Origin of the sequence: Chamaesiphon sp. GL140_3_metabinner_50 (assembly GCF_025361915.1) — a bacterium.
GTDB lineage: Bacteria > Cyanobacteriota > Cyanobacteriia > Cyanobacteriales > Chamaesiphonaceae > Chamaesiphon.
In genome coordinates this window covers 1-26,249 of record NZ_JANYJC010000040.1, presented here as the reverse complement: position 1 = coordinate 26,249, position 26,249 = coordinate 1, and the positions used below count along the sequence as shown (strand labels likewise).

General features: G+C 45.4%; 26 protein-coding genes, 1 tRNA gene and 1 pseudogene. 8 read left to right on the top strand and 20 right to left on the bottom strand.

What is annotated here, in order from left to right:
- Nucleotides 1-627, bottom strand: a pseudogene (locus tag Q0R35_RS02085) (CCA tRNA nucleotidyltransferase); the annotation flags it as partial.
- Between the two features lie 42 nt (nt 628-669).
- On the opposite strand from Q0R35_RS02085, the gene Q0R35_RS02080 reads away from it, so the two are divergent.
- Nucleotides 670-918 carry a Ycf34 family protein gene (locus Q0R35_RS02080; RefSeq protein ID WP_295613983.1) on the top strand — a complete coding sequence of 83 codons (249 nt, stop codon included), beginning with the start codon at nt 670-672 and terminating at the stop codon, nt 916-918.
- Nucleotides 919-1,099: 181 nt separating this feature from the next.
- On the opposite strand, the gene tsaE is transcribed toward Q0R35_RS02080, so the two are convergent.
- Nucleotides 1,100-1,540: a tRNA (adenosine(37)-N6)-threonylcarbamoyltransferase complex ATPase subunit type 1 TsaE gene (gene tsaE, locus Q0R35_RS02075; protein ID WP_295613981.1), complete on the bottom strand. Its 441-nt coding sequence runs from the start codon at nt 1,538-1,540 to the stop codon at nt 1,100-1,102.
- 33 nt (nt 1,541-1,573) lie between these two features.
- A complete protein-coding gene (locus tag Q0R35_RS02070) occupies nt 1,574-3,007 on the bottom strand; it encodes a gluconeogenesis factor YvcK family protein (protein WP_295613979.1) in 1,434 nt (477 codons plus the stop codon).
- 237 nt (nt 3,008-3,244) lie between these two features.
- Between Q0R35_RS02070 and ruvC the strand changes: the two genes are divergently transcribed.
- Both ruvC and Q0R35_RS02060 read left to right on the top strand, forming a co-directional pair.
- Nucleotides 3,245-3,760: a crossover junction endodeoxyribonuclease RuvC gene (ruvC, locus tag Q0R35_RS02065; RefSeq protein ID WP_295613977.1), complete on the top strand. Its 516-nt coding sequence runs from the start codon at nt 3,245-3,247 to the stop codon at nt 3,758-3,760.
- Between the two features lie 239 nt (nt 3,761-3,999).
- Nucleotides 4,000-4,248, top strand: a complete 249-nt coding sequence (locus Q0R35_RS02060) for a hypothetical protein (protein ID WP_295613975.1) — start codon at nt 4,000-4,002, stop codon at nt 4,246-4,248.
- 68 nt (nt 4,249-4,316) lie between these two features.
- On the opposite strand, the gene Q0R35_RS02055 is transcribed toward Q0R35_RS02060, so the two are convergent.
- Nucleotides 4,317-5,936 carry a serine/threonine-protein kinase gene (locus Q0R35_RS02055; protein ID WP_295613973.1) on the bottom strand — a complete coding sequence of 540 codons (1,620 nt, stop codon included), beginning with the start codon at nt 5,934-5,936 and terminating at the stop codon, nt 4,317-4,319.
- Between the two features lie 499 nt (nt 5,937-6,435).
- Complete coding sequence (locus Q0R35_RS02050; RefSeq protein ID WP_295613971.1) at nt 6,436-8,709, bottom strand: amylo-alpha-1,6-glucosidase; 2,274 nt, start codon at nt 8,707-8,709, stop codon at nt 6,436-6,438.
- A gap of 222 nt (nt 8,710-8,931) precedes the next feature.
- Here Q0R35_RS02050 and Q0R35_RS02045 point away from each other — a divergent pair.
- Nucleotides 8,932-9,015, top strand: a tRNA-Leu gene (locus Q0R35_RS02045).
- 349 nt (nt 9,016-9,364) lie between these two features.
- On the opposite strand, the gene Q0R35_RS02040 is transcribed toward Q0R35_RS02045, so the two are convergent.
- The 8 genes from Q0R35_RS02040 to Q0R35_RS02005 form a co-directional block, all read right to left on the bottom strand.
- A complete protein-coding gene (locus Q0R35_RS02040) occupies nt 9,365-10,006 on the bottom strand; it encodes an HpsJ family protein (RefSeq protein WP_295613969.1) in 642 nt (213 codons plus the stop codon).
- Nucleotides 10,007-10,061: 55 nt separating this feature from the next.
- The gene (locus Q0R35_RS02035) at nt 10,062-10,778 is read right to left on the bottom strand and encodes a cyanoexosortase A system-associated protein (protein WP_295613967.1); all 717 of its coding nucleotides are present in this window, start codon (nt 10,776-10,778) and stop codon (nt 10,062-10,064) included.
- A complete protein-coding gene (gene crtA, locus Q0R35_RS02030) occupies nt 10,775-11,638 on the bottom strand; it encodes a cyanoexosortase A (protein ID WP_295613965.1) in 864 nt (287 codons plus the stop codon). The genes Q0R35_RS02035 and crtA overlap by 4 nt, the downstream gene beginning before the upstream one ends.
- 190 nt (nt 11,639-11,828) lie before the next feature.
- Nucleotides 11,829-12,461: a hypothetical protein gene (locus Q0R35_RS02025; protein WP_295613963.1), complete on the bottom strand. Its 633-nt coding sequence runs from the start codon at nt 12,459-12,461 to the stop codon at nt 11,829-11,831.
- 9 nt (nt 12,462-12,470) lie between these two features.
- Complete coding sequence (locus tag Q0R35_RS02020) at nt 12,471-12,839, bottom strand: VOC family protein (protein ID WP_366944800.1); 369 nt, start codon at nt 12,837-12,839, stop codon at nt 12,471-12,473.
- A 121-nt stretch (nt 12,840-12,960) separates the two neighbouring features.
- On the bottom strand, nt 12,961-13,677 hold the full coding sequence (locus Q0R35_RS02015; protein ID WP_295613959.1) for a pirin family protein: 717 nt from the start codon (nt 13,675-13,677) through the stop codon (nt 12,961-12,963).
- Between the two features lie 259 nt (nt 13,678-13,936).
- Nucleotides 13,937-14,911, bottom strand: a complete 975-nt coding sequence (locus tag Q0R35_RS02010) for a cysteine synthase A (protein WP_295613957.1) — start codon at nt 14,909-14,911, stop codon at nt 13,937-13,939.
- A 24-nt stretch (nt 14,912-14,935) separates the two neighbouring features.
- Nucleotides 14,936-15,730, bottom strand: a complete 795-nt coding sequence (locus tag Q0R35_RS02005) for a nucleotidyltransferase domain-containing protein (protein WP_295613955.1) — start codon at nt 15,728-15,730, stop codon at nt 14,936-14,938.
- 146 nt (nt 15,731-15,876) lie between these two features.
- Here Q0R35_RS02005 and ispF point away from each other — a divergent pair, with 146 nt between their 5' ends.
- Together ispF and Q0R35_RS01995 are read left to right on the top strand one after the other, a co-directional pair.
- On the top strand, nt 15,877-16,356 hold the full coding sequence (gene ispF, locus Q0R35_RS02000; protein ID WP_295613953.1) for a 2-C-methyl-D-erythritol 2,4-cyclodiphosphate synthase: 480 nt from the start codon (nt 15,877-15,879) through the stop codon (nt 16,354-16,356).
- Between the two features lie 288 nt (nt 16,357-16,644).
- Nucleotides 16,645-17,232: an NYN domain-containing protein gene (locus Q0R35_RS01995; protein ID WP_295613951.1), complete on the top strand. Its 588-nt coding sequence runs from the start codon at nt 16,645-16,647 to the stop codon at nt 17,230-17,232.
- Here the strand turns inward: Q0R35_RS01995 and Q0R35_RS01990 are convergent.
- Nucleotides 17,212-17,808 (bottom strand): histidine phosphatase family protein, encoded by a 597-nt coding sequence (locus tag Q0R35_RS01990; protein ID WP_295613949.1) that lies wholly within the window; start codon nt 17,806-17,808, stop codon nt 17,212-17,214. The genes Q0R35_RS01995 and Q0R35_RS01990 overlap by 21 nt on opposite strands.
- 376 nt (nt 17,809-18,184) lie before the next feature.
- On the opposite strand from Q0R35_RS01990, the gene Q0R35_RS01985 reads away from it, so the two are divergent.
- The gene (locus Q0R35_RS01985) at nt 18,185-19,141 is read left to right on the top strand and encodes an RNA polymerase sigma factor, RpoD/SigA family (protein WP_295613947.1); all 957 of its coding nucleotides are present in this window, start codon (nt 18,185-18,187) and stop codon (nt 19,139-19,141) included.
- A gap of 328 nt (nt 19,142-19,469) precedes the next feature.
- Here Q0R35_RS01985 and ilvA read toward each other — a convergent pair whose 3' ends face one another.
- The 4 genes from ilvA to Q0R35_RS01965 form a co-directional block, all read right to left on the bottom strand.
- On the bottom strand, nt 19,470-20,987 hold the full coding sequence (ilvA, locus tag Q0R35_RS01980; protein ID WP_295613945.1) for a threonine ammonia-lyase, biosynthetic: 1,518 nt from the start codon (nt 20,985-20,987) through the stop codon (nt 19,470-19,472).
- A 91-nt stretch (nt 20,988-21,078) separates the two neighbouring features.
- Nucleotides 21,079-21,804: a Tic22 family protein gene (locus Q0R35_RS01975; RefSeq protein WP_295613943.1), complete on the bottom strand. Its 726-nt coding sequence runs from the start codon at nt 21,802-21,804 to the stop codon at nt 21,079-21,081.
- A gap of 180 nt (nt 21,805-21,984) precedes the next feature.
- The gene (gene cax / locus Q0R35_RS01970; RefSeq protein ID WP_295613941.1) at nt 21,985-23,103 is read right to left on the bottom strand and encodes a calcium/proton exchanger; all 1,119 of its coding nucleotides are present in this window, start codon (nt 23,101-23,103) and stop codon (nt 21,985-21,987) included.
- A 139-nt stretch (nt 23,104-23,242) separates the two neighbouring features.
- The gene (locus Q0R35_RS01965) at nt 23,243-23,725 is read right to left on the bottom strand and encodes a DUF4188 domain-containing protein (RefSeq protein WP_295613939.1); all 483 of its coding nucleotides are present in this window, start codon (nt 23,723-23,725) and stop codon (nt 23,243-23,245) included.
- A 120-nt stretch (nt 23,726-23,845) separates the two neighbouring features.
- On the opposite strand from Q0R35_RS01965, the gene Q0R35_RS01960 reads away from it, so the two are divergent.
- On the top strand, nt 23,846-24,379 hold the full coding sequence (locus Q0R35_RS01960; RefSeq protein WP_295613937.1) for a PadR family transcriptional regulator: 534 nt from the start codon (nt 23,846-23,848) through the stop codon (nt 24,377-24,379).
- Here Q0R35_RS01960 and Q0R35_RS01955 read toward each other — a convergent pair whose 3' ends face one another.
- Together Q0R35_RS01955 and argS are read right to left on the bottom strand one after the other, a co-directional pair.
- Nucleotides 24,380-24,949, bottom strand: a complete 570-nt coding sequence (locus Q0R35_RS01955) for a Uma2 family endonuclease (RefSeq protein WP_295613935.1) — start codon at nt 24,947-24,949, stop codon at nt 24,380-24,382.
- Nucleotides 24,950-25,022: 73 nt separating this feature from the next.
- A partial coding sequence (gene argS / locus Q0R35_RS01950; RefSeq protein ID WP_295613933.1) for an arginine--tRNA ligase occupies nt 25,023-26,249 on the bottom strand: 1,227 nt, incomplete at its 5' end.

Below are 26,249 nucleotides of genomic sequence, written 5' to 3'. Positions count from 1 at the left end.
ACCAGCCAATAGCTCGTCACTCACTATCGCCGCCAACCACTGACTGCTATTGGGTGTCTGTAATAAATAGCGCAACTCAGCTAATACCCGTTCGGCTGCAACTGTCGTCAACAGCGCGACTAATTCTCGAATCGCCGTCTGTGTCTCTGGTTCGATCGTAAAATTAAGTTGTGCCCCTTGACGATAGGCTCTGAGCAGCCGTAATGGATCGTCTACTAAGTTGAGTCTACTTACCATCCGAATCGTGCGATCTTGGATGTCCTGGGTGCCATTGAGGGGATCGATTGTTTCGTTTGTTTCTAGATTGTAAGCGATCGCATTTAAAGTATAGTCGCGACGAGTCAGATCGTCGGTAATATTCGCACCATCTTGTTGGGCGATATCTACCGTCATTCCTGGAAATACCACCCGCGCGATGTGACGTTCCGCATCCAATAGCACAAACCCCGCTCGATACTCCGTCGCCAAACGTCTGGCTACCGCTACCGCATCGGTAGATATTACCAAATCTAAATCTAATTCGGCTCTCACTCGCCCCAATAATTCATCGCGTACCGCACCACCAACCACATATACAGGTTTTGGTAACAAATTAAGATCGAATGGTAGATTTGCTAAAAATTGCATAGAATACAAGATATCGGTTAGTCCCTAACCTCTAAAAATCTGATGTGTATATGTATTAATTGCGAATATGTCGATCGCTGTACGACCTATCATGCAGTCGAGGAACAACACCAACAAGCACATTTAACAGCTTTACCCAACTTTGAAGCCACTCAACCCCAAATTAATGTTAACATCCGCACTGTTGATGATGGTGTAGAGATGGAATGGGATGTAGTTGGTTGTCTGAGCTTTACTAAAGATAGCGGTAAATGGTCGCGCCTGCGTCCAGGTGAATTAGTGCCGACTTAGGTTTTAGGCTTTAGATGATTTCTGTGAATAATTCTTCTCCTATATTGTCCGAACCATGATTGAAATGATTTACTGATGGACTTTGATGGACTGCTATCTGACAATCATAGTCCCTCTAGTAATCACATAAATCATAGTTCGGATGATGTATTCTCGATCGAAGATCGCTTTAGGCGAAAGTCTAGATCCGTTCAATTGTCGAAATTTTAGCAATCCTACCCTCGATCGGATCGTAAGTCAGTTCGATCTGGATATAATTTGAGGGTAAATGCGATAATCTTTCTGCCCATTCGATCGCGACGATGCCCAATTCGGTTTCTAATCCCAGCCAGTAAGATTCGAGCTGAAGGTCGTCAACCTCCGCAGGGTTCAAGCGATAGAGATCTAGGTGGTATAGTGGCAATCGCGCTTTACTGTACTCATTGATAATTGTAAACGTCGGACTGACGATCGAGTCTTCGATACCCATTCCTTGGGCTAATCCTTGCACTAATGTCGTTTTACCGCTGCCCAAATCGCCCGTTAATAACAACACGCTCCCGGCTGTCAAAGATTTACCGAGTTCTATCCCCAAATGCTGGGTAGCCTTTGCATCTGCTAATCGTACAATTCGCTCGTTCATAACCCTATTCCCTATTCCCTATCCCCTAATTAATCAGGCTGATTTAATATTTCGGGACGGTGCTACCTTCAAATTGCGATTTGGTGAATATTCTTGAGAGCGACGATAGAAATGAATCAAGGCTTTAGCCAACCGCCGAGGGTTATGACGGAGAAAGCGCGTCGTGGGATCTTCTTCCATCACATTAACCGCAAAAATGCTCCGACCCAATTGTTTCACATCGTCTCGATCGAGCAACACCGGATAAGAATTTTCTTCAGCATAGTTCTGAAGACAACCAGCCGATGGGGGATTTTTTTGCACTAACACTGCATCAAATAATCTTTGACCGCAAGCTAAATCGATACTTTCAATATGATCTGCCACAGTATAGCCTGTTGTTTCCCCTGGCTGAGTCATAATATTGCAGACATAGATCCGAGGAACTTGACGTGCGGCAATTGCTTCAGCGATTTCTGGCACTAATAAATTAGAAATAACACTCGTATAAAGACTCCCTGGCCCCATGATAATATAATCTGCCTCTTTAATCGCCGCGATCGCCGCAGGTAAAGCGGGCGGATTAGCGGGAGAGCAACCGATTTCGACAATTTGACCATCAGAGCCGCCGATATTCGACTCGCCTTCAATGGTGCGTCCGTCGGCTAGTGTCGCCCATAAAGAAACATCTGTCAGCGTTGCAGGCAAAACCCGCCCACGAATTGCCAATACCTTCGAGCTAGCTACCACCGCTCGTTCTAAATCTCCCGTAATTTCCGACATCGCTGTCAAAAATAGATTGCCAAAACTATGTCCCATTAAGCCGTCGCCAGCTTCAAACCGATACTGAAACAACTCAGTTAACAATTTTTCTTCATCAGCTAGAGCTGCAATACAGTTGCGGATATCTCCTGGTGGTAACACGCCAAAATCGCGCCTCAACCGCCCTGAAGATCCACCATCGTCTGCAACAGTCACAATCGCAGTTAGATTGGCACTGTAGAGCTTTAAACCTCTAAGCAGCGTCGATAAACCAGTACCACCACCAATCGCCACAATTTTTGGCCCCCGATTGAGACGGCGGTTATTCCACAGCATATCTAGTACAGTTTGTCCACCATCCGGGCGTAAAACCTTACTAATTTCGCCTAAAGAACGGCTATGTCCCCAAAAGATTAAAAATAAACCACAGCCAAGTACCATCGGCCCCGATAGATAGTGCGGAATAACTCTAGCAGCAAACTCAATTATTTTATCTACAAGCTGGAATAACCAGAAAATTGGGGTGAGCTTGAGCCAAATTGCCACACCCAAAAGCGTCATCAACACGCCAACGTAGATTGTAAACAACCATCGTTTGACAAAAATTCCTGGAGATAACCACTGAAATAGTCGTCGGACACTGGAATGAGTTCCGCCCTGTGATGGTATGTTACCACCACCACGACTTAAATTCCTGACTGCTCGTCTAAAGAGACCGATCGACATTATTTTATGATTAAAAATAAGAGATTTTGTAAATTGATGGATAGACTTGATGATGAGTCAATCTTACAGGTACTAAGCCGGATCGGAAAGAGTAAATCAAAATTTAGCTGTTAAAGCTGCAAGTGCTATAGATCCTATATGCCCATTTAATCCGACTATAATTACGATCGTAAAGGTTTAATCTCTTGGTTCAGCCATAATACTTATTATTGATGATTATAGGTGTGAGATTAATTTTTGGTTAGATCTACTGCAATTACCACTATCCTGGGATTAGATCCGGGTTTAGCCAGCTTGGGTTTTGGAGCGATCTCGATCGATGCCAATGCTCGTCCAGCCACAGTCACGTTAGTAGATTTTGGGATTATCCAAACTCCGCCCCGTACCGAAATGGGCAGTCGGCTGGAGACTATCTATAATGACTTACACGGTTTAATAGACGAAATTAAACCAGATTTAGTGGCGATCGAGCAGTTATTTTTTTATAAAATGGGGAATACCATTCCGGTGGCTCAAGCGCGAGGGGTAATTTTGCTGGTAGTCGCCCAGCATCACATTCCGTGGGTGGAGTTCACTCCCGCTCAAATTAAGCAAGCCGTAGCTGGTTATGGCAATGCTCAAAAGCCCGAAGTTCAAGCCGCCGTGGCGCGAGAACTGGCTCTAGATCGAATTCCCCGCCCGGATGATGCTGCTGATGCCCTCGCAACAGCTCTCACAGCCTGGATGCAAATTGGGACTAACGCAAGTTGCTAGTTATAACCAAGGTTAAAGATTTGGGTATTAGGTATTGGGTATTGGGTATTAGCGATGGGATCGAGCCTAAAACTTAAAACCTAATAGCTAAAACCTAACACCCATCCCACTAAAAACCTATAACTAGCAACTTAGGATACTAGTTAGATTTTACTGCCTAGCTTGCTTTTAAAAAAACCATGACCTGCGATCGACAAAACATCGACGATCGCAAACTTAATTTTCAATAAAATGTAATTATGATTGCTAAAATTTCTAATTTAATTAATAACTTACTGACCGCTAACGTTTTTTTTGTACTGCTAAGTTTTATTTGGTTTACGATCGCAGTCATCGGCAAATATACCAACATTCCCTTGGGCTTACAGGTGTGGCAAAGCCTGTGGGAACCCTTGTTCCTCCCATCCATTAGTGTATTAATGGGTGGGGCGATTCTGAGCGGAACTATTAGTTATATATCGAAGAATGTCGATCGTTCTTCTTTTTAATCTAGTAAAAACAGCAGGTATTTAAGAACGGTGCTTTTATTTCTGCCATTTAGTACTAGATGTTGTTATTACCAAAATCCGCCGCGTTTACCATTAGGGAAAACGGTCATAAAATTGGTTTTAGCTTGATTTAACTGGTCTTCAGTAACTTTAACACCCTTTAAATTTGCCCCACACAGATTCGCACCGTGCAGATTAGCATAATTTAAATAAGCATCGCTCAAATCGGCACCGCGCAGATCGGCATTTTGCAGATTGGCATAGCTAAAATAACCCCGACTGAGGACGGTATCTTTGAGTACCGCACCGCTGAGATCGGCTTTATCAAATTTACCTGCTGCTAAATTTGCGCCCTGAAGGTTGATATAGGCGCAGTTAGCACTACTGAGCGTAATGCCAGGAAGATGCGCTTTAGAGAGATCGAGGGTACTAATATCCATCTCGCTAAAGGTTCTTTGACCCCGCCGGAATGCCGCTAGTACGCCTTGTGCGTCGAGCTTTAACTGTTCTCGCTGAGGTGTTTGAATGGGAGCTACTCCACCGATTCCCGTCCGAATATCGGCACCAATTCGGCTGATTTCACCACCATTTTTGATATTAGTGGGGTCGCGAGACACACGTTGTTCTTTAATGCGATCTGCCATTCGTTGCGAAGCAGATGTAGCAGCAGGCGGTGGCGTGTTGGGGTTGCTGGGCAATCCTGGCGGCGCGGCTTTAGCAATTGGCATGGGATTGCTAGGACTCGTTTGCGGACGCGCGGGTAAAGCCGCACGGCTATCGATAGTAACTGCGGTTGATGCCAATGCACGTTGAACTTCTTCGACTGACTGGTAGCGATAACGCACGGAAACTTCCAGCATCTTACCCAAAACTTGAGTCATCTGCTTGCCCAGTTGGACGTGTTTTTGCCACATCATCTCGCCTGTGGCGGGATTATATTCGATATCTTTAGGCGATTTACCTGTCATTAAGTAGACGCAAGTTACGCCCAAAGCATAGAGATCGCTGGCAAAAATCGGCCGCATTGCCAACTGTTCTGGTGGCGCATAGCCGGACGTACCGACGGCAAATGCGGTGTTAGCATTTTGCTCTACTCCTTCGGGAGTTTCCATTTGGGCGACATAATTTTTGACGGCTCCAAAGTCAATCAATACGAGTTTGCCATCTTGTTCGCGCCGCAAGATGTTAGCGGGTTTGATATCGCGGTGGATGACTTGCTGAGAGTGAATATAGGTAATCACCGGGAGAATTTCGATCAGGAAGTCGCGGATTTTCTCTTCTTTGAAGAGTCCCATCTGTTTGACTTCTTGATGGATCGTATGTCCGCTAACATATTCTTGAACTAGATAAAAATTGCGCCGTTCTTCAAAAAAGTCCAGCAGTCGCGGAATTTGAGGATGGTTGCCAATTTTACCTAAGGTTCTGGCTTCGCGCTCGAACAGCTCCCGCGCCATCCGCAGGAACTTTTCATGGTTATTACTCGGTCTAAGTTGCTTGATGACACAAATCGGCTCACCAGGAAGGGATACGTCGATCGCTACAAATGTCGCACCAAATCCCCCTTGACCTAGTGATTTTGTGACTCGATAACGATTGCGTACTAGCAACCGTGCGCCACAGGCTTGGCACAGGAAAGCATCAATCGGATTTTTAGGTTGGGGACAGTCAGGGTTTACGCAGTAGCTCATTGAGCCTCACCAGTGGAACATTTCTCTTGACATACTATTTCTTGTTGACATAGCGTCCCACCGTAGGGGATTCGCCGCCATTGTCTCGAAAATTAGCCGATTTCGGAGTTAAATTGAGATGAAACAACCGAGCGATCGCTTGAATTAACGGACTTCGCTATTTAGCTCTAATTCTATCGCTTTTCTTCACATGCTGTGCCATTACATAGTAGTATTGGGCTAGACGATCGACGATAACCCGATCGAGGATTCTGGAGATCGCCGCACAATTGAGTTGGTAATTGGCACTCGCTCCTCTTTTCAAGCAGCTACAGCCAAGCAATCGATCTCGTTATTTCTAAAGTACCCATAACTCGCTGTTAATCTCTCTTATTAGTTTAAATATCTTAGGATTAGGTTTTAGGGGAAAGGGGAAAGGGCAAAGGGGAAAGGGCAAAGGGCAAAGGGAAGAGATATACTCCCATCTCCCATCTCCCATCTCCGAACTCCCATCTTCCCATCAGGCTTCAATCGTCACGCGGAGATTGCCACGTTTTCTGAGTACTCGACAGGAGGTAGTCGCACGCAAGCCTTCGCCTTCGGCATCGCGTTGGTTAAATTCTAGATCTAGTGTAGTTGCGCCCACTCGGAGATTTTTAAACGACAGTTGATGAATATTGGGCGGTAATGCCGGATCGAGAATCCGCAGGTAGTTACTCGGTGCGTCGGGTACTAAATTTACCATCATCTGGAGGAGCTGGAATACGGTACCAGTCGCCCAGGCTTGGGGCGAACAAGCCACTGGATATTGAATCGGGCTTTGCCCTGGGAGGCGTTCGTAGCCGCAAAAGAGTTCGGGCGGACGGTGGTAAGGTTGTTGGATGGTCATATCCAAAATGCCTTGGGCGACTTCTAATGCTTGTTCGACTGCACCGACCGATCGCAGTCCCATCGCAATTAAACTATTATCATGCGGCCAGACCGATCTGGTATGATAACCGATCGGATTATAAGCTGGCGATTGACTGCTCAGAGTCCGAATGCCCCACCCGTTAAACATATCTGGTGCGCGGAGGCGTTCGGCGACGCTTTTAGCTTTTTCAGGGTATAACAAGCCCTGCTGAAGACATTGACCGGGGTTAGAACCGATGCCATCGACTTGTTTGCCAGCACCATCTAGTGCCATCGCGATAAAATCGCGATCGGGAATCCAGAAATCGTGGTTAAACCGTTGCTTGAGACTTTGGGCTTCCTGTTGCCAACGGGTAGCCAATTCGTTTTCTTGGCGAATTCGCGCCAGTTCGCTCATCCGAATTTTGGCAGCATAAACATAGGCTTGAACTTCACACAAGGTAATCGCCCCAGTCGCAATTTTACCCTGTCGATCGACGATACAATCGCCAGAATCTTTCCAGCCTTGATTGACCAATCCCCGCGCGGAGGTGCGAAAATAAGCCAGATAGCCAGTTTCAGCACACATCCGATCGATCCATGCCATTGCCGCTAGGGCATTGTCCCACAATCGATCTAATGTATCGGTATCGTGCGTCCAGGCATAATATTCGGCGTAGAGCATCAACCATAATGGTGTGGCATCTACAGTTCCATAATAAGGCGTGTGCGGAATCTCATGACACCTTGCCATTTCTCCCATTCTTAACTCGTGGAGGATTTTTCCGGGTTGTTCTTCTCGCCATTCGTCATCGACTTTGCCTTGATATCGTGCCAATACCATTAAAGTTTCGCGGGCGATGGTGGGGTCTAAAATCAGAATTTGACTGGCGGCAATAATCGAATCTCGCCCAAATAGGGTACAGAACCACGGTACGCCTGCCGATAGTACCGTCCCCTTGGCACTAGGACTATTAGGAGTAGAATTGGCTAAATCGAAGGTTTGGCGCAATAAATAGATATCTTGTTCGGCGCGTTCGATCGCTTGATTGAGTTTGGGATTATCTGTCCGAACTTGGGCGATTTGCGATCGCCAGTTTTGCTCCTCCATCGTATCGGCGGCTTTGGCTTGGAATAGTGCCGTCGGACTATTCACCCGCGATACCGATCGAGCGTTCATGAGCATTTCTAGACGATAGCCGATTTGACAGCTAGCATGAGACTCTAATTCAATCTGCCAGATTGCGGTATAACCTTTGAGATAATCTGGCAACCGATGGGCAAATTGAATGTGCGACTCCAAAATCGCCCCATCTAATCCTTGATAGGCTAATGTTAATTCATTAATGGGTGTAGCTGGATCTTGCCGATCGGGCTGAACGCGTCGCAGCAACTGTCCTTTTTGTTTGCGATTAAAACCGCGAATCTCAAATAAGTCCGAAAAATCGGCATCGAAGCTCAAGCTCAATTCAAAGCTGACTGGCGTTGTATTATAATTATGAATGGTCAGCTCTTCAAATAAACCGCCATTGAGTACTAGTTCTCGTTGAATGCTAATCGTTTCGGCGTTAATATTGGCAATCGTCGGATTGGTGCAAAGTGCCGAAAGTGCAAACCCTTTATCGGCGTTGCAAGTCAGTAAAATCGGCGATCGTCCGGCAATTTGTAACTCCAACCGACTCAAATAGCGAGTATCCCGACAAAATAAGCCCAGACTGGCGATCGTTTCATCTCGCGAACAGCCAGAAATATTGCCCAGAGTATCGGTAATTAAGAAAATATCATCATTTTTGAGCGTGAGTGTCGGTTGGTTGCGATCGCCGACGACACAACCCCACTCCGGAATATCTAACTCACTAGCCGGAATAAAGCTTCTGCCTTCAAGTTCGATCGGATTAGACATAGCAATACCTCTAGAGGGGGTAGATGGATCTAGAATTTACAACTGCACGCATCAGCCACTTCAAGTTAGCTGCTGAGACTATATTGTAGCGATGAATCGAGCCGATCGATGACTCAATTTTACTGTTCGATCGATCGGCTTGCATCAATCTAATATTTATGCTATATTAGCAATCCGTGACATATTTGCGATGTTTAATTTAAATAACGTAAATACACGCTTGGGGGTGTGGTGGAATGGTAGACGCGACAGACTTAAAATCTGTTATCTGTAACGGATGTGCGAGTTCGAGTCTCGCCACCCCCATTAATAAAATTTGCTAGAGTTGGCGATTTCGCAAAGCGAACGCTGCGCGAACGATTCCGATCGATTCTAATTGAATTAAAATTATTGAAAAATGATGCCATGTATCCGACTGCGGACATGGCATCATTTAATTAACGCAAGTTGCTAGTTATAACCAAGGTTAAAGATTTGGGGATTAGGTATTGGGTATTGGGTATTAGCGATGGGATAAAACCTTGCTTGGTGAAACACTCTGGCGAGAGGGAACCTCCGCGCGATCCGATCCGCAAAACCTAATCGCTAAAACCTAACACCCATCCCACTAAAAACTCATAGACTCGCAACTTGGGTTAATTATGGCGATCGCCATCTATCTCGCCCAGGCAGTTCCAGCCCAAATTCTGACAAATATCACACCTGTAACTAAAGCCCCCAAGCCCCACTTAATCGCATTTTTAAACAATGCCAATCTTTGACCGCTATTAGTCAAATCGGCTTGAGTTGTGAGGTTTTTTTCTGCGGTGACTGCTTCTTGCATTACTTTAGATTTAAACATTTCGACACTTTGACCTGTGACTCGATTGTTCTTCATCAAAGCTTCGATTTGTGCGGCATCGGCTTTGCCTAACTGGGTTTGAATCTGTTTGGCTTGAGCGATTCTCGGCTCGTATTGCGCGGCGACTTGCTTTTGGCTGAGATCGTTAAGAGTGGGTGGCGTAATAAAGAAAACTACCACTAATGCAAAGTAGAATACACCAGAGAGTAAAGCAATCCAAGATAATATTCTCAGTACGATTAGCTCGCGTTTTTTACGAGCCTCGTGATTATCGTAGAAAACCAAAATAAACCCAATTAGCGGTACTGCGGAGCGTTCGACAAACCCTCCAGCAGTCTGAAACTGCCAACCAGGACTACTAAATTGGGGTGGAATTACCGCACTAACCACATCAAAGAGTGTCAGTAGTAGCAATCCATAACCAACAAAGCGAAAAAGCACGAGAAAGGAAGTCATTAAATAGCACCTTTAAATTTAATTCAATCGCAGCACACAAATCTAGACAGGAACGTTAGCTTGGTGGAAAATTGCCTTGCCACCACTTCGCCCAATTTATGCCTACTGTTTGTAACGTTTTTATCGTAGCATCAGGAGTAGCCTCATCGATCGGAGTCGATAGCACCGTCCACAAACAGCGGCTATCCCGAAAAGTCTGTTGTCCTAACAACCACGGTACTAAGCGTTGGAATGGCACCCCTCTGGGGTTGCTGTTAGCATGAAACTGATCGCCAGTTACCGTCGTAATGCCTTGCGGATTGATACAAGTCCCAAAATAAGCCGTTTTCTTATCGACAAATAAGCTGTAAAACCCCAAACCGGGTTCTTCTTTCATTGTCGATGGCGCGAGGACTTTAGCCGGAATGTTGTTAAATACTGGCAGCATGGCATCCATCGTCGGGCGAGTGGCAACCCCATCCGTGATGTAACGAATTTCGAGATCGATAACCTGAGGCTTTCCGGCTGAGGATTTGGGGCTGCTAGATGGCGACGGCGCAGTTGTATAACGATACGATTGTCCCGCGCCGACTTTATCTTTGGCGGCTAATGGCTTAGTTGCCGAGATGCTAGCATCTGGTAAAGTCACATTTTGAGGGAAGTTGAAAGCAACGGGTTCTAGCAAGCTCGATTGTTTGGGGCTATTAATCATCGCATTACCCAATACGCCAATGGCACCCCCACATAAAACTAGCAGTAGCGATTGACGGGCAAAACTGGTAACAGAAGTCATGATTGAGATTCCTCCTCTGGCGGCTTAGGCTTAAATAGCTCGATGAGTGCCCAAACGAGCAACACTAGCAAGAATGTCCCAATTACCGAAAATACTAACGAACCCGAACCATCGTGCCAGTATTTAAAAGCTTCCATCTGTCTGTTAGAGACTAAAATTGCCATTAACGACACCCGCATGGCATTGACCAGAAATCCGATCGCGACCGCCGCCACAGGTATAATTAGCTTCTGGAACCATTTCCACGGTAACGGTAGTAACATCAAAAATAATACCGACATGCCGAGTAATTGAGTCATTGCCACAACACCAGAGCAACCGCTATATACTTGGATGCTACCGCCAGGAAGCTCTAGATAGATGCCTTTTTGAGTCACGGCAAAACCCGCATACCACAGCATCGAGCTGGCAAAATGAGCCGTAATCGGCGCAGGATCGGTCAGTTTTGCCAACAAAACTTCGGGAATACCAGAGAAAAACAGCAGCAATAGTTCTCGCCAGTATTCTTTAAAACCCCGAAAGCCAGATGCGAGCGTCGCTAGCGCGATTCCAGCTAGGAAGGGATAACCGATTAAGAACGATTCTTCACAGTAGCCAGTACACTTGAGCAACAGCAGGGCAAGTAAAATGGTACCAAAGATACTGGCGATCGGCCCAGTTTGAAACTTGAGTTGTTCTTTTCGCTCGTACAGTAGATATGCAGCCGTCGCCCAAAATAACATCGCTGTAATTTGACGATCGGAACTACCAGCTTTGAACATCAGTGTCAGGTGAATAGCCATCACTGCTGTACTTAGTACTAACAAGAGGAAAGCCGGGGATGTTGGCGAGATGCCTTTTAAAAAAGCCTGTTGTTTCATGCTGACGATCGATTGTTTCCATTATCCGCATTCACGATCGGAAGTACGGGAGATAGTGATAAATTTCCCATTGTCTTGGTATCGATCGCACTTTATAGTCGATCGACAGTGTTGAGTTGTTTTTGATGAGAATATCCTATCACCAACCGTGGAGCTACTCACATCCAAACATCAGAACTAGCAACTTGGGTTATTTACGTTGAATACCAATGCCATTTTGCTCGTTACCATTCAACCAAATTTGACAACTCTGGCGAGGTGCAGTGCTAGGAGAATTTTGAGAGCTATTAGGCTCGCCGCTGGTAGGTTCGCAAATATAACTACCTAATGCGAGCTTTTGGGTGTTGCAGATTGTCAAATTGTAGCCGTAGCCTTGTGCAACTCGCCCAAATTTAGAGATCGTCCCATACCGATCGGTATAATCTAAGATGTTCCAATATTGAGTATTGACGAGTAAATAAACTTGCCGCTGGCGGCTATTGGCAATCCAATTAGTGACTAATTTCCCTGGAAATTGTTCGTTCGTCCACCATAAACTGGGGACTGTCGTGGCTTGAGGAGATACGGTATTGGCGGTGACGATATTGGGATCGGTACCGATTTCGGTAGCTTTTAATAATGTGAGATTAACATCGCAAATTGCTGGAGTTGCGACATTAGGAACGGATTGAGCGAAGGTAGGGCAAGTACCAAAAGTTAAATAAATACTGACGCTACAACCCATCGCGTAATTGAGCCACTCAAATTTAGCACGCTTGATGCTTAGATCTAGCTCACTATGGCAATTTTTGCGGATGGAGACTGCTAACTTATAAGATTGCATGGTAGTTAATTATCCTACCAAAGTTAGCTCGATCTGATTACCATCGGGATCTTGAGTAAATAGTGCGGCTCTACCCGAATTGCTCATTTTCACAATGCAGTTAGCTGCGAGTAACTGTTGTTTGATAATATCTAAATCTCCTACTCCCAAAGCAATGTGGGGATTACGAGTAGACGTATTAAGATCGATCCGATCGTTCGCACTATAATCGATATCTTCAATTAAATGAATTTGACAATCGCCAATTTGATACCAAGCACCAGGATATTTTAAATCTCGATCGATCCGTTTCAGCCCTAAAACATTAGTATAAAATGCGATTGCCCGATCGAGATTGGCTACGAGCATCGCCACATGTAAGCAACTGACAACTTCAATCATAGAGAGACGGGGAGACGAGGGGACGAGGGGACTGGGAGACAGGAAAAGGGATCGGCTTTAATCCAAAATCCAAAATCCAAAATAGTATTACTTATTTCTTGATTGTGGAGGCTTAGATTTATTTGAGATCGAATAGGATAATTTCGGCGTTGGTGGGGCTGGTTATTGTTAAATTACTGCCACTAGGAGGATAGGCAATCGCGTCGCCAGCACTCAATACTCGATCGTCAATGCTTATTTCTCCCTGTGCCACATGCAACCATAAAGATCGATCGGGCTGCGGCTCGAAAGAGATGCTCTCATTGGTACTAATTAGCCCCACGTACATGTCTACATCTTGATGGATGGTGACAGAACCATCTCGACCATTTTTGGAGGCTACCAGGCGTAATTTGCCCTGTTTTTCAGCCGCTGGAAACTGCTTTTGTTCGTAACTTGGCGTTAAACCTACTGTATCGGGAATAATCCAGATTTGGAGTAAATGCACCGCTTCTTCAGCAGAATGGTTGAATTCACTATGAGTAATTCCCGTTCCCGCAGTCATCCGCTGCACCTCGCCAGGATGAATGACTGCGCCAGTTCCCAGGCTATCTTTATGTTCGAGTGCGCCAGCAAGCACATAAGTAACAATTTCCATATCTCGATGTGCATGGGTGCCAAATCCACTCGCTGGAGCAACGATATCATCATTAATAACTCTGAGCGTCCGAAACCCCATCCAGTTAGGGTCTTGGTAGTTACCAAATGAAAAGGTATGATAACTATTCAACCAGTCAATGTTAACGTGTCCGCGCTCTGTAGCCTTACGGACGATCGGCATGGTACTTTGACTCATAAATACTCGCTCCGTTTTACTCGATCGAAAGGTTCTAATCGTTGGATATTAAGATCCGTTTTCTTCAGCAACGCTCTTACTTAATAATTATGACTGACTCGATCGGGATTTAACAATTGGGATAGTGAATAGCTTGCACTGAGCGACAGCCGTAGCGTAGCGTCTCCGTAAGGAGAAGTGTGAACAGTGGATAGTGGATAGTGTGAAAGCCCCTAGTCCCCCGTCCCCCCGTCTCACCGTCTCCCAGTTCCCCCGTCCCCTAGTCGATCTTCAACCCCTTAGTCGCCAGCCATTCCGGGTTGAAAATGCGGGATTGATATCTGGCTCCACCATCGCATAATATTGTCACGATCGTGTGTCCTGGCCCCATTTGTTTTGCCACTCTCACCGCCGCCGCCACATTAATACCCACCGAACCGCCCATAAATAAGCCATCCCGCCGCAGCAGTTGATAGACTACCTCAATACATTCTTGGTCTCCAATTTGAATCGCATCATCGATAATAATGCCTTCCATGTTGCCAGTGACGCGACTATTCCCAATCCCTTCAGTAATCGAACTGCCTTCGAGGTGAATTTCGCCAGTTTTAACATAACTATATAGCCCACTCCCCATCGGATCGGCAAGGATGGTTTTAATCTGAGGATTCTTTTCTTTGAGAAATAAAGAAACGCCTGCAAGAGTTCCCCCCGTACCTGTCGAGGATACCCAGGCATCGATTTTACCATCGGTCTGCGCCCACATTTCTGGCCCGGTGGTTTCATAATGAGCCAATCTATTTGCTAAATTTTCAAACTGATTTGCCCAGATCGCATTTTCCATTTCTGCGGCTACACGCCCGGATAATTTGACATAATTATTCCGATCTTTATAAGGCACAGCAGGCACCGTACGGACTTCTGCGCCGAGGGTACGGAGTGCTTCGATTTTTTCGGCGGACTGAGTTTCGGGGATGATAATCAGGCATTTATACCCCTTAGCATTGCAAATATGCGCTAGTCCGATTCCGGTATTTCCGGCGGTGCCTTCGACTACGGTACCTCCCGGTTTGAGTGTGCCGCGACGTTCGGCATCTTCGATGATATATAGTGCCGCTCGATCTTTAACCGAACCGCCTGGATTGAGAAATTCAGCTTTACCCAAAATTTCACATCCAGTTTCATCGCTAAAACTATTGAGTCGAATTAATGGGGTGTTGCCAATTGTATTAGTAAATCCGTGTTTGATATCCATTGAAAATTGTGATAAATTTATTTTCTAGTTATTGACGATCGCATATTGCTGGAATAATCGATCGAGAGCTAAGGTATCAGTTTCTTGTTTAGGTATGAGTTTGACAGCAGTTTCGCAACTGTCTATTTCCGATTGAATAAAATCGTTGAGGATCGGACTAGCTGGAATTGTAGCAGCTTCATTGGCAGTTGCTTTGATAGTTAATAACCGATTTATTTCGGCTAGAATATCTGAGCGATCGCTAATTAATGGCAATAATTTATCGAGTACCATCGGTGGAAAGGTTTGCCGTTCGACAATCCACTTAGCAGCCAAAATCGGACGGATGGCATAAAAATACTTTTTCAACTTCACCGTATCGGCTTGAAGATGTTCTCGATCGCAGTTAGTCGTCATGTTTAAATAATGATGAATTCCCGCTCTAGCAGCATAATGACTGTGCGCTAAATTTAATAGTTCGGCAGGAAGATTACCATGAGATCGATAAACTATTGGCGATTGAATCCACTCATAGATTGCGGAATTAGAACCTTTAAATAATTTGAGAGCTTTACGTAAATCCCACCCATTAATGTCTAATAATGAATCGATCGGTAAATCTAACGTATCGGGGCGATCGTCGATCGATAAATACCATTCTAACGGACGCAGATAAATAAATCGCACATCGTAATCGCTATCTGGAGAGGGAAAACCCCACGCTCGACTTCCCGACTCGCAAGCATAAAGAATCTTAATCTGCTCTTTGGCGGCGATTGCGTCCAATTGAGCGGTAATGGTAGCGACGATATCTCGATCGTATTCTTTAATTGTATCCATCAATTTTCATTCCACGATCGGACATCTCGATCTTGTGATGCCCGATGTAATAACAGGATTAGTTTTTAGCCACCGGGCGATGCAGGCGCACCTGTACGTTACGATCGATAATAGATATTTTGACACATCCCACCTCTCAAATCTTCATGAACATCCGAATTGGTAATGGTTACGACATTCATCGGCTCGTCGCCAATCGCCCACTAATTTTAGGCGGTGTACAGCTCGAACACGAGTTAGGATTACTCGGACATAGCGATGCTGATGTGCTGACTCATGCGATTATGGATGCGATGTTGGGTGCATTAAGCCTGGGCGATATCGGGCACTATTTCCCTCCCACAGATGCTAAATGGGCGGGTGCCGATAGTATCGAACTCTTAAAACAAGTCAATAATTTAATTATCGATCGCGGCTGGCAGATTAGTAACCTCGATACAGTCATCGTCGCCGAACGTCCTAAGCTCAAGCCCCATATTAATACCATGCGCGATCGCTTGGCAAAAGCCCTCCAATTATCACCCGAACAAATCGGAGTCAAAGCCACCACCAACGAAAAATTAGATGCCACAGGCAGAGAAGAAGGCATCTGTGCCTATGCAGTCGTTTTGCTAGAGAGGCTTTAGGGATTAGGGATTAGGGGCTTGCAATTTAATAAACTACCAGTGGCGTTAGCCTGCCGTAGGCACAACCTAAACCCACAAATATCTGGAATGTTATTTCCACGCAAGTCCCTTAGGGACTGGGCTTTAGGCTTTAAACTTTAGAACTGCGCTCCATACTCCATACTTCTTACTCTCCCATCTCCCATCTCCGTTCTCCCATCTTCCCCACCCCCTATCCACTTATGCCACAACTTGCTAATATTAAATAAGTTAATATAAAAAATTATTAAGAAGGTTGTAAATTGAACCATGCCTCCCTCACGAAAGCAAGCTGTGTTGCTCGTTGATGGCTACAACGTGATTGGAGCCTGGACGGATTTACACGATAGACATACAAATACCAACCCGCTCAGTTCGGGATCGAGAGCTGATTTAGAAGCCGCTAGGAATAAGTTAGTCGAAGCACTAATTAACTTCAGTGCCTTTGAAGACTACCAAACTAAAATAGTTTTCGATGCCTACAGTCGCGATGTACCAGCCTATTGCGAGATAATTACACCTAATTTATCGATTCATTATAGTGACTTTTTAGAGACTGCCGATACTTACATCGAAAAATTCTGTGCGGCATTTCGCCACGATCTTCAGTATTCTGCTTCTAGACTAATTGTAGCTACATCCGATCGCGCCCAGCAACTGACAGCAATTGGGTTTGGTGCCGAATGGATCTCCTCCTTGCAACTGATCTCCGATGTCGATTTTAGTGCCAAAAAGTCGAAACGACGGCACCGCCCTCAAAAACAATCTTCCGGACGGTTTCTATTCAATTCCCTCGATCCAAAAGCTCAAGCGCGGCTCTCTGCACTCCGCCACGGCTTACCCCTCGATGATACCTGACCAGATCTCGCCATCGTAAACTAATTTAATAATGCCCCCACAAGGCAAATCGTAATTCCGCCAGTCATCGTTTCCAGTCAAAGCACTTGCGATCCCTAGTACCGAACCTTTGTGCGCGATCGCCAGAGTTCGATCTTCTTTGTTCTGAATCAGTTTTCGTGCTATAGTATTAAGACGTGTATTCAATGCCGCGATAGTTTCAGGGTAGCAAGGCATCACAAGAGATTGATAACCACCATCAATATTTGGGTAATATTCCATCAATTCTGCCATCGGAGTCGTTTTGGGTAATTCCGTAGTCCAATCTTGACATAGCCATTCACACAGACCCCATTCTAGCCGGATCGGTAACTGGAGCAACTTTGCTAACGGATCGACTGTTTGAATCGTCCTTAAAAAGGGAGAAGTAAAAATGCGATCGATCGGTATGCTAGCGAATTTTCCTGCCAATGCCACGGCTTGTTCTACCCCCTGGAATGAAAGTGGCGGATCGTAAGGGTAAATTGCACTCTCGAACCATTCCGGCTCGATAAAATCTAATCTGTGTGCGTGACGAACCAACCAAAATGTCTGCATTGAACGTAACTTGTCTGAATTGTGCTGTCGATCGCGATCGTGTAAATAAATCTTAACTATGATGAGAGTAGAAGTAAATCGATCGAGACGGTTATCTGGCGGTAATCGGGCGTAAATTCCGACCCGATCGAGACCCCATTACACCAGAACCCTTACCATCAGCCAATTGGCTGAGGATAAAAATAATCGCTCAAGAATTGTATAGAAATGTTAAAATTATTAGAGAAAGCGTAAACGTAAACTTGAAACCCAACGGCAACTGAGCATTCCCGCGCCTACAATTGGTAACATATTACCAGTGAGGCGAACGAGCGGACACTCTCCTGCGATCGAGATTTTGCATCTAAAAAATTCCCCCTACATTTTAGCCAGAGTCATGAAAACTGCTCAAGCATCAACCGATACTGTCCGTACCTACCTCCGTGAAATCGGGCGCGTGCCCTTGCTCACCCACGAACAGGAAATCCTGTACGGTAAGCAGGTACAGCAGTTGACGATCCTGGTGGCGGTCAAGAATACTCTAATCGAAGAACTCGGTCGCGAGCCAAGTTTGACTGAATGGGCTACTGCTGCCAGTACCGACGAACTGCAACTGCAAAAAACAGTTGCTGCGGGTGAAAACGCCAAACGCCGGATGGTAGAAGCCAATCTGCGACTGGTAGTATCTGTCGCCAAAAAGTATATCAAGCGTAACATCGATCTGCTAGATTTAATTCAAGAAGGTACGATCGGAATGCAGCGCGGAGTCGAAAAATTCGACCCTAGTAAGGGCTATCGCTTTTCGACTTATGCTTATTGGTGGATTCGTCAAGCGATTACCCGCGCCATTGCCGAAAAAGCCCGTGCGATTCGCTTACCCATTCACATAACCGAAAAGCTCAACAAAATTAAAAAAGCGCAACGTGCGCTGGCGCAACAATACGGACGTGCGGCGACAATTAACGAGCTAGCAGCCGAATTAGAACTATCTTCCAAACAAGTCCGCGAGTATTTAGAGCGCGCGCGTCAACCCTTATCGCTCGACCTGCGGGTGGGCGATAATCAAGACACCGAACTTGGAGATTTACTCGAAGATCCGGGAATCTCTCCAGAAGAGTACGTAACCAATTCATCGCTCCAAGTAGACTTAGAGCGGATGATGTCGGAACTTACACCTCAACAACAACAGGTGCTAACTCTCCGCTTTGGTTTGAAAGATACTCAGCCGCTCACCTTAGCTAAAATTGGCGACTTGCTGAATATCAGCCGCGAACGCGTCCGTCAAATCGAGCGCGAAGCAATTGCCAAGCTTCGCAAGCGTAAAGCCGATATCGGTGAATATTTAGCTTCATAGAAACTTTTAAGCCTGCATGTGCAGGCTTTTTTAATAGCTAACTCATGTTGCCATGTCGGTTAGGACACAAACCCGACTTTTTGGAAAAGCGGCTCGCGCACGCCTCTGTTTACCGACGGTTTGCGAAAAGTGCGTTCTTGGGGCGCGAGCTTTGTGGGGGAAGCTTCCCCCACAAACGTCGCTTGTTTCCCCAAGTGAAGCACCTTTTCAAGACAGCGAGACAAGACAGTCGGGTTTGTAGCAGCACTAGTTATACTCTTCTAAGCACCCTGGCGATTGGTATATAAAACCGCCTACGATTTCTAACCGCTGAGGTTATGGGTAGCAACTAACTCAAAAATAATTGATAAGCCGGATTGGTGCGTTCGTCCCAGTACCGATATGGGGTACGATCGAGAAAATCTGCCCATGCACTCATTTCAATTGGTGGAACCTCGATCCCGATTAAGATTCGTCCGTAATCCGCGCCATGATTGCGATAGTGAAACAGGCTGATATTCAAATCGGGATTCATACTATTGAGGAATTTCGTTAGTGCGCCAGTCCGTTCGGGAAATTCAAACCGATAGAGTAATTCGTCTTGAGCCACAGGCGAACGTCCGCCGACTAAATGACGGAGGTGGAGTTTTGCCATCTCATCATCAGTAAGATCGAGCGTATCGAAGCCTTCGGCGGCTAACTTACCGATAATGGTAGTAGTATCAGCGCGATTTTGCACGCGAACGCCGACAAAAATGTGCGCTCTGTCGGTATTTGCCATCCGATAATTAAATTCTGTCAGATCGTGCGTACCCAAGCAAGTACAAAACCGTCGGAAACTTCCCCGCTCTTCAGGGATAGTTACCGCCAAAATCGCTTCCCGACGTTCGCCAACTTCCGCACGCTCGGCGACAAATCGGAGCCTGTCGAAGTTCATATTCGCCCCACAAGCCACGGCGACTAAAGTTTCGTCCTGAATGCCCTCGCGTTCGATATAAGCCTTAGCACCCGCGATCGCGAGTGCGCCCGCAGGCTCTAAAATCGATCGAGTATCCTCAAATACATCCTTAATCGCCGCACAAATATCATCGGTATCGACCAAAATTACCTCATCGACATACTGCTGACAGAGCCGGAAGGTTTCTACCCCAACTTCCTTAACTGCTACCCCATCGGCGAATAATCCCACCCGATCGAGTTTAACCCGTTTTCCTGCCGCCAGCGATCGACTCATGGCATCGGCATCGACTGGTTCCACGCCAATAATTTTCGTCTGTGGATACAGCCGCTTCACATACGCCGCAATTCCAGCAATTAATCCACCCCCACCGATCGCTACAAAGATAGCATGAATCGGTTGTTGATACTGCCGTAAAATTTCCATCCCAATTGTACCTTGTCCCGCAATCACATCGGGGTCGTCAAACGGATGAATAAAAGTCAAGCCTAGCTGTTTACCCAGCTCGTAAGCGTGCTCGTAAGCATCATCGTAAGTATCTCCCCATAAAATCACTTCCGCACCCCTAGCAGCTACCGCATTTACCTTCATGGCTGGAGTAGTAACGGGCATCACAATCGTGGCGGTAGTCCCCAATTGCTTGGCACCTAGCGCAACACCCTGGGCGTGATTTCCGGCTGAAGCGGCAATTACCCCCCGCGCCAACAGTTCTGGCGCAAGTCTTGCCATCTTATTATAGGCCCCCCGCAGCTTGAAGGAGAAGACGGGCTGCATGTCCTCCCGTTTGAGCAAAATTTGATTTTTCAGCCGCTCAGAGAGAATAGAGGCGCGATCGAGTGGAGATTCGATCGCGACATCATAAACGGCAGCAGTCAAGATTTTTTGCAGGTAGTCGGGATCGCTAGACATGAGCGGGGCGGGTGTGAGTGAATGAATGTAGATCTAGTCTACAGTCGTTCTGCTCGTTGGCACAGCCTATCCTGCGGATAATCGCATCGAGTTAACCACCATTCATGTTGGGGTTAAATTCAAAATTATTAATAATCGGATCGTTTTTATCGGTCATATATCCGAGCAGCTCGTTGAGTTCCATCACGCGAATATTCGATTTACTCACCAGATTGGGATATACTTTACCAACTGTCGATCGCAGTGTTGCTTCACTAAAGAAAATCGGTACGATCTCGCGATTATCGCGTCTAAAACTTAAATATTGGTCTTGTCCAGATTTAGATTTAATCGTGGCGATAAATACCGGAGCAGTATCAATCCGAGTGACTTTTTGACCGTTGCGATTGAGGATGGCTAATGCCGAAGCCGACTGCTGGGCGGTTGGTACGTAAACATAATTAAGTTCTTGAGGCTTATTCTTACTTTCTTGCTGACGACGATAGATTTCACCCAAGCTGACGGGAGTGACTTTCACCACTTTAACCAAATCTGGCTGTTGGGCTTTAAGATTTCTATCGATGAAAGTTTGTGCGTCTTGCTGTGAGAAAAATACGCCTGTAGAAACTTGCGGGGTGGAGTTTTGACCTTTAGTATTTAGTGTCGCTTCAACCATCGTCCCTTTATCGTCGGTAACGATATAAACAGGAATATTCTGCAATTTGGCAATTACCTGAGCTTGAGGAATTGCCTGAGCTGGAGTATTAATTAATGCGCTGCTCAGGATACTAACACCGAACGATCCGATCGCGAATAAACAGCGGTAAGCTAATTTCATAGATAATGCACCTTTTCAACTTGTATTTTAACTATCGTCAATGACCCCTAGATTAACAGATTGTTGCCATGTTTTTTCCCTACCCAGTGTCAAATTAGACATCTAGAGTGGATAGGGAATGGGGAATGGGGAATAGGGAATAGGTAATAGGGAATAGACATCACGGCTCGAAGTCTAAACCTATCCGATTCCTTCGATGACTGGGTGGAAATAGAAAGCAAAGCCTAAGACAACATAAGCCGCCAATAATAACGAACCTTCTAGCCAATTCGATCGACCATCAGAACTAATCGAATTAGCAATTAATACTGATACCGCCACGGCAACTAATTCAAATGGATTGAAATTTAAATCCATCGGTTTGCCCATAATATATCCGGCTAAAACCAAAACTGGCGCGACAAATAAGGCAATTTGTAAACTCGAACCCAGCGCGACAGATACAGACAAATCCATTTTATCCTTCATCGCCACCGTTACCGCTGTCGCATGTTCGGCAGCATTCCCAATAATCGGTACCAAAATTACCCCAGTGAATAAAGCCGTCAAACCCAACTGTTTGGTAGCAACTTCGAGGGTAGAAACCAAAAATTCTGACTCGACGGCAACTAATAAAGTACAACCGAGTAATACCGAAATCCATAACGGTAAATTGACCTTACCGTGGTCGTCATCACCAGCCAAATTAGCTAAAGCTAATTCTTCGGGATCCATATCTGCCAGACTCACTTCATAGAGATAAGTATGAGTCTTCATCGAAAATAATAACGTCAAACCATAAACACAAATTAACACGATCGAGACGGCGATCGATAGTTTCTGAATGGCACTATCATCGATACCCGTTGAAGTATAATCTACAGCCGTCGGCAACAACATCGCAATTACCGCCAAATTGAGACTAGAAGCATTCACCCTCGCTACAATTGGTTGAAACGTCTGTTCCTTGTACCTCAAACCACCCAATAGCATCGAAAATCCCATTACCAGCAACAAGTTACCAATAATCGAACCCGTGATACTCGCCTTAACAACATCCATCAGCCCTGCATTGAGCGCAACCAGGGCAATAATGAGTTCCGTGGCATTCCCAAAAGTAGCGTTTAATAAGCCGCCTAGCGCAGGCCCCATCTCTACAGCAATTTCTTCCGTCGCTGTCCCCATCCATGCCGCCAAGGGGATAATTGCCAGCGCAGAAGTAATAAATACGATCGGCTCGCTCCAGCCTAAAAAGTGCCCCGCGATCGACACCGGAACGAATAGCAGCAGCACAGAGAGAACATTCTTGAGATTTAGCATTGACACTTCTAGTGATACACCGTTTCTCTAGAGTACCCGATTCAGCAATTCCAAATTCAGCTTTTGACGATGGATGCGAACGATCGTGAGTATAAAAAGATTTTAAAATATCCTCTATTCCCTAACTTTCGCAGGAAGTCTACTGTTTCCCACCCAATCGATGACGGGCGGTGTCTTTTTTACCGATCGGCACATGCTCGGTTGCAGCAGCCAAGCCAAATACAGGCATATTTACATAGATAGATTCCGATCGTCCTGCATCGACTAAATAAGTCTCATGCCAAATGCCCACACTGCCATCGCTACCGATCGATTTGTTGAAGGCACGCCACGGCTCCAAGTGCGGATCGTCGGTATTGCGCGCAAAATATTCTAAATGCTCGAAAGATTTCCAATATGTGGTCATCATCGTACACAGCGGGAACAGGCGAAAAAATGATTCTTGTCCCAAAAAGCCTTTGTCTGGATATTTGTGCAGCACATTTAACATTGGCCCCATTGCCTGAGCCGTCGGCAGCCATTTATTGACAGCCCAAATATTATTTACTTGCATTCCAATTAAAAAGACGACGAAAGATTCATCGATCTGGGCACTAAATCTGCCGGGGACGACGTTTGACATGTTTTATTCCTCAAAGGTTTGGCTATCTAATCGAGCTATACTAAACTAAGTGCATATCTAAATATAGTATATTAACTTATTTGAATATGCAAGTAATTGACTATGTCATTCTAAATTCACATGGCTCTATCTCATGCAATATTGGCAGCACTAAATGACTGTGCTTGCAGTGGCTACGATCTAGCCAAAAAGTTCGATGGATCGGTAGGGTTTTTCTGGAATGCTACCCACCAGCAGATCTATCGAGAACTGATTAAACTCGAAGAGCAAAGCTACATCGATGCCCAGCTCATTCATCAAGAGCATCGCCCAGACAAAAAGATTTATACCCTGACTAGTAAAGGCGAGGAGTATCTGCGATCGTGGATCGAGACACCCAGCACTGTCAGTCCGCTTAAAGATGATTTATTAGTCAAAATATTTGCCGGATCGATCGCTTCATCTGAGACGATCGTGGCAGAATTAAAACATCACCGCGCTCAACATTTAGAAACCTTACATACCTATCAGTCGATCGCAGCTCAAGTCTTTCCAGATCGATCGCAACTGAGCAATGTCGAGCGTTATCACTACATCACCCTGCGCCAAGGGATCGGGATCGAGACAGAATGGCTAGCTTGGTGTGCAGAATCGATCGAGCTGTTAGAATTTTAGCTAACGCGCTTGTAACACTCGATCGACATTCAGATCCAAGCTTCCCAATACAGTTGACTCGATCTGATTATCTCCCTTAAAAACTTTCTCCTCATACAAACCTTCCACCCATTCTAAGATGGTTATTTGTTTGGCGATCGGATCGACGATCCAATATTCAGCAATGCCCCTAGCAGCGTATTCACTCCGCTTGTAACGATAATCTCGTTTCTCTTGGTTGGGGCTGACAACTTCTACTACTAATAATGGTGGCGGCATATCCATCAATACGATCGATCTAGTCGCCCCATCCATTTCCGTAGCTAATTCTTCAGATAATACCAACAAATCCGGTACCCGCACCGATACCCGCGCTCCACTAACGGCTACTTCTGTCTTCATCGTCAACCGATAAGCTGGAATACCCAATTGGCTGAGATATATTAACAAAAACATCGCAATCCGACGGTTAATTTCGCTCTCAGATGCCATGTCAATTAGCTCTCCATTTTCTAGTTCATATAATTTATCCGTGCCATCATCATACGCAAGGAATTCTTCTAGGGTCATTTTTTGGATCGCAACTGTCATCCTGATACATCCTGTAAGAGTATATTTATCATATTAACATTTCGATCGCTCTGGGAATTGGGATCGATCGCAATTACATTCTTTCTAGTACCTGAATACCCAGTAAATCCAATCCTAATTTTAACGTTTGAGCAGTTAAATCGCATAGGATTAATCGGGAAGTCCGCAAAGGTTCTTCTACTTGTAAAACTGAATGCTTGTCATAGAATTGATTGAATTTTTGACTGAGTTCAAATAAATATTGACACAATCGATTTGGTAATAAATCTCGCTCTACTTCATTAATAACCGTACCTAATTGTAAAAGGTGTTTGGCGAGAGTAAGTTCTAATTCTTCATTGAGCATAATCTGGGCATTAGCTCCGAGATTATCGAAATCGATACCACCTTTACGGCTGATTCCCTGCACTCGCACATAGGCGTACATCATGTAGGGAGCGGTATTCCCTTGGAGCGCGAGCATCTTATCAAAACTAAAGACATAATTACTCGTGCGATTTTGGCTCAAGTCGGCATATTTAACCGCACTCAATCCGACAATTTCGGCACTACTCGCGATAAACTCGTCAGTTTCTTGGCGTTCGTCTGCTGCTATCCGCAATTTTAGATCGTTGCTAAATCGTTCGATCGCTTCATCGAGTAAATCTTTTAATTTAATGGCTTCACCCGATCGAGTCTTGATTTTTTTACCATCTTCCCCTAGTACTAACCCGAAAGGAACGTGGATAATTTCAACATTTTCAGGTATCCAGTTTGCTAATTTAGCGACTTGAAATACTTGGGCGAAACGATCTGATTGTCCGGCATCAGTGATATAAATAATACGCTCTGATGTATCGGTTTTAATCCGGTATCTGATGGCGGCTAAATCGGTAGTATTATAGTTATAACCACCGTCAGTTTTTTGGATGATCGTGGGTAAAGGATCGCCTTCACGATTTATATATCCTTCGAGAAATACGCACTGTGCACCGTCACTTTTGACTAGCAATCCCGTCGCGCGGAGATCTTCAACTACGGAGGATAAATAGGGGTTGTAGAAAGATTCGCCGCGTTCGGTAAGTTTGATATTCAATCTGTCGTAAATTACCTGAAATTCGCGCCGCGATTGGTCGCACAATAAATTCCAGGCTTTAATCGTATCGGGATCTTTGGCTTGTAATTTAACTACTTCCTGTCTAGCGGCTTCCTGAAACTGCGGATCTTCGTCGAAGCGTTGTTTGGCTCGTTTGTATAAGACTACCAAATCGCCTAAATCGAGCGCGTCAGCCGTCGTCAAGGCTTGAGGATAGGCTTCCCG

What these genes read in the sequence shown, in the direction of transcription:
- Q0R35_RS02080 (WP_295613983.1), top strand. Translation starts at nt 670, where the DNA reads ATGTGTATATGTATTAATTGCGAATATGTCGATCGCTGTACGACCTAT.
- tsaE (WP_295613981.1), bottom strand. Translation starts at nt 1,540, where the DNA reads ATGAACGAGCGAATTGTACGATTAGCAGATGCAAAGGCTACCCAGCAT.
- Q0R35_RS02070 (WP_295613979.1), bottom strand. Translation starts at nt 3,007, where the DNA reads ATGTCGATCGGTCTCTTTAGACGAGCAGTCAGGAATTTAAGTCGTGGT.
- Q0R35_RS02060 (WP_295613975.1), top strand. Translation starts at nt 4,000, where the DNA reads ATGATTGCTAAAATTTCTAATTTAATTAATAACTTACTGACCGCTAAC.
- Q0R35_RS02055 (WP_295613973.1), bottom strand. Translation starts at nt 5,936, where the DNA reads ATGAGCTACTGCGTAAACCCTGACTGTCCCCAACCTAAAAATCCGATT.
- Q0R35_RS02050 (WP_295613971.1), bottom strand. Translation starts at nt 8,709, where the DNA reads ATGTCTAATCCGATCGAACTTGAAGGCAGAAGCTTTATTCCGGCTAGT.
- Q0R35_RS02040 (WP_295613969.1), bottom strand. Translation starts at nt 10,006, where the DNA reads ATGACTTCCTTTCTCGTGCTTTTTCGCTTTGTTGGTTATGGATTGCTA.
- Q0R35_RS02035 (WP_295613967.1), bottom strand. Translation starts at nt 10,778, where the DNA reads ATGACTTCTGTTACCAGTTTTGCCCGTCAATCGCTACTGCTAGTTTTA.
- crtA (WP_295613965.1), bottom strand. Translation starts at nt 11,638, where the DNA reads ATGAAACAACAGGCTTTTTTAAAAGGCATCTCGCCAACATCCCCGGCT.
- Q0R35_RS02025 (WP_295613963.1), bottom strand. Translation starts at nt 12,461, where the DNA reads ATGCAATCTTATAAGTTAGCAGTCTCCATCCGCAAAAATTGCCATAGT.
- Q0R35_RS02015 (WP_295613959.1), bottom strand. Translation starts at nt 13,677, where the DNA reads ATGAGTCAAAGTACCATGCCGATCGTCCGTAAGGCTACAGAGCGCGGA.
- Q0R35_RS02010 (WP_295613957.1), bottom strand. Translation starts at nt 14,911, where the DNA reads ATGGATATCAAACACGGATTTACTAATACAATTGGCAACACCCCATTA.
- Q0R35_RS02005 (WP_295613955.1), bottom strand. Translation starts at nt 15,730, where the DNA reads ATGGATACAATTAAAGAATACGATCGAGATATCGTCGCTACCATTACC.
- ispF (WP_295613953.1), top strand. Translation starts at nt 15,877, where the DNA reads ATGAACATCCGAATTGGTAATGGTTACGACATTCATCGGCTCGTCGCC.
- Q0R35_RS01995 (WP_295613951.1), top strand. Translation starts at nt 16,645, where the DNA reads ATGCCTCCCTCACGAAAGCAAGCTGTGTTGCTCGTTGATGGCTACAAC.
- Q0R35_RS01990 (WP_295613949.1), bottom strand. Translation starts at nt 17,808, where the DNA reads ATGCAGACATTTTGGTTGGTTCGTCACGCACACAGATTAGATTTTATC.
- Q0R35_RS01985 (WP_295613947.1), top strand. Translation starts at nt 18,185, where the DNA reads ATGAAAACTGCTCAAGCATCAACCGATACTGTCCGTACCTACCTCCGT.
- ilvA (WP_295613945.1), bottom strand. Translation starts at nt 20,987, where the DNA reads ATGTCTAGCGATCCCGACTACCTGCAAAAAATCTTGACTGCTGCCGTT.
- Q0R35_RS01975 (WP_295613943.1), bottom strand. Translation starts at nt 21,804, where the DNA reads ATGAAATTAGCTTACCGCTGTTTATTCGCGATCGGATCGTTCGGTGTT.
- cax (WP_295613941.1), bottom strand. Translation starts at nt 23,103, where the DNA reads ATGCTAAATCTCAAGAATGTTCTCTCTGTGCTGCTGCTATTCGTTCCG.
- Q0R35_RS01965 (WP_295613939.1), bottom strand. Translation starts at nt 23,725, where the DNA reads ATGTCAAACGTCGTCCCCGGCAGATTTAGTGCCCAGATCGATGAATCT.
- Q0R35_RS01960 (WP_295613937.1), top strand. Translation starts at nt 23,846, where the DNA reads ATGGCTCTATCTCATGCAATATTGGCAGCACTAAATGACTGTGCTTGC.
- Q0R35_RS01955 (WP_295613935.1), bottom strand. Translation starts at nt 24,949, where the DNA reads ATGACAGTTGCGATCCAAAAAATGACCCTAGAAGAATTCCTTGCGTAT.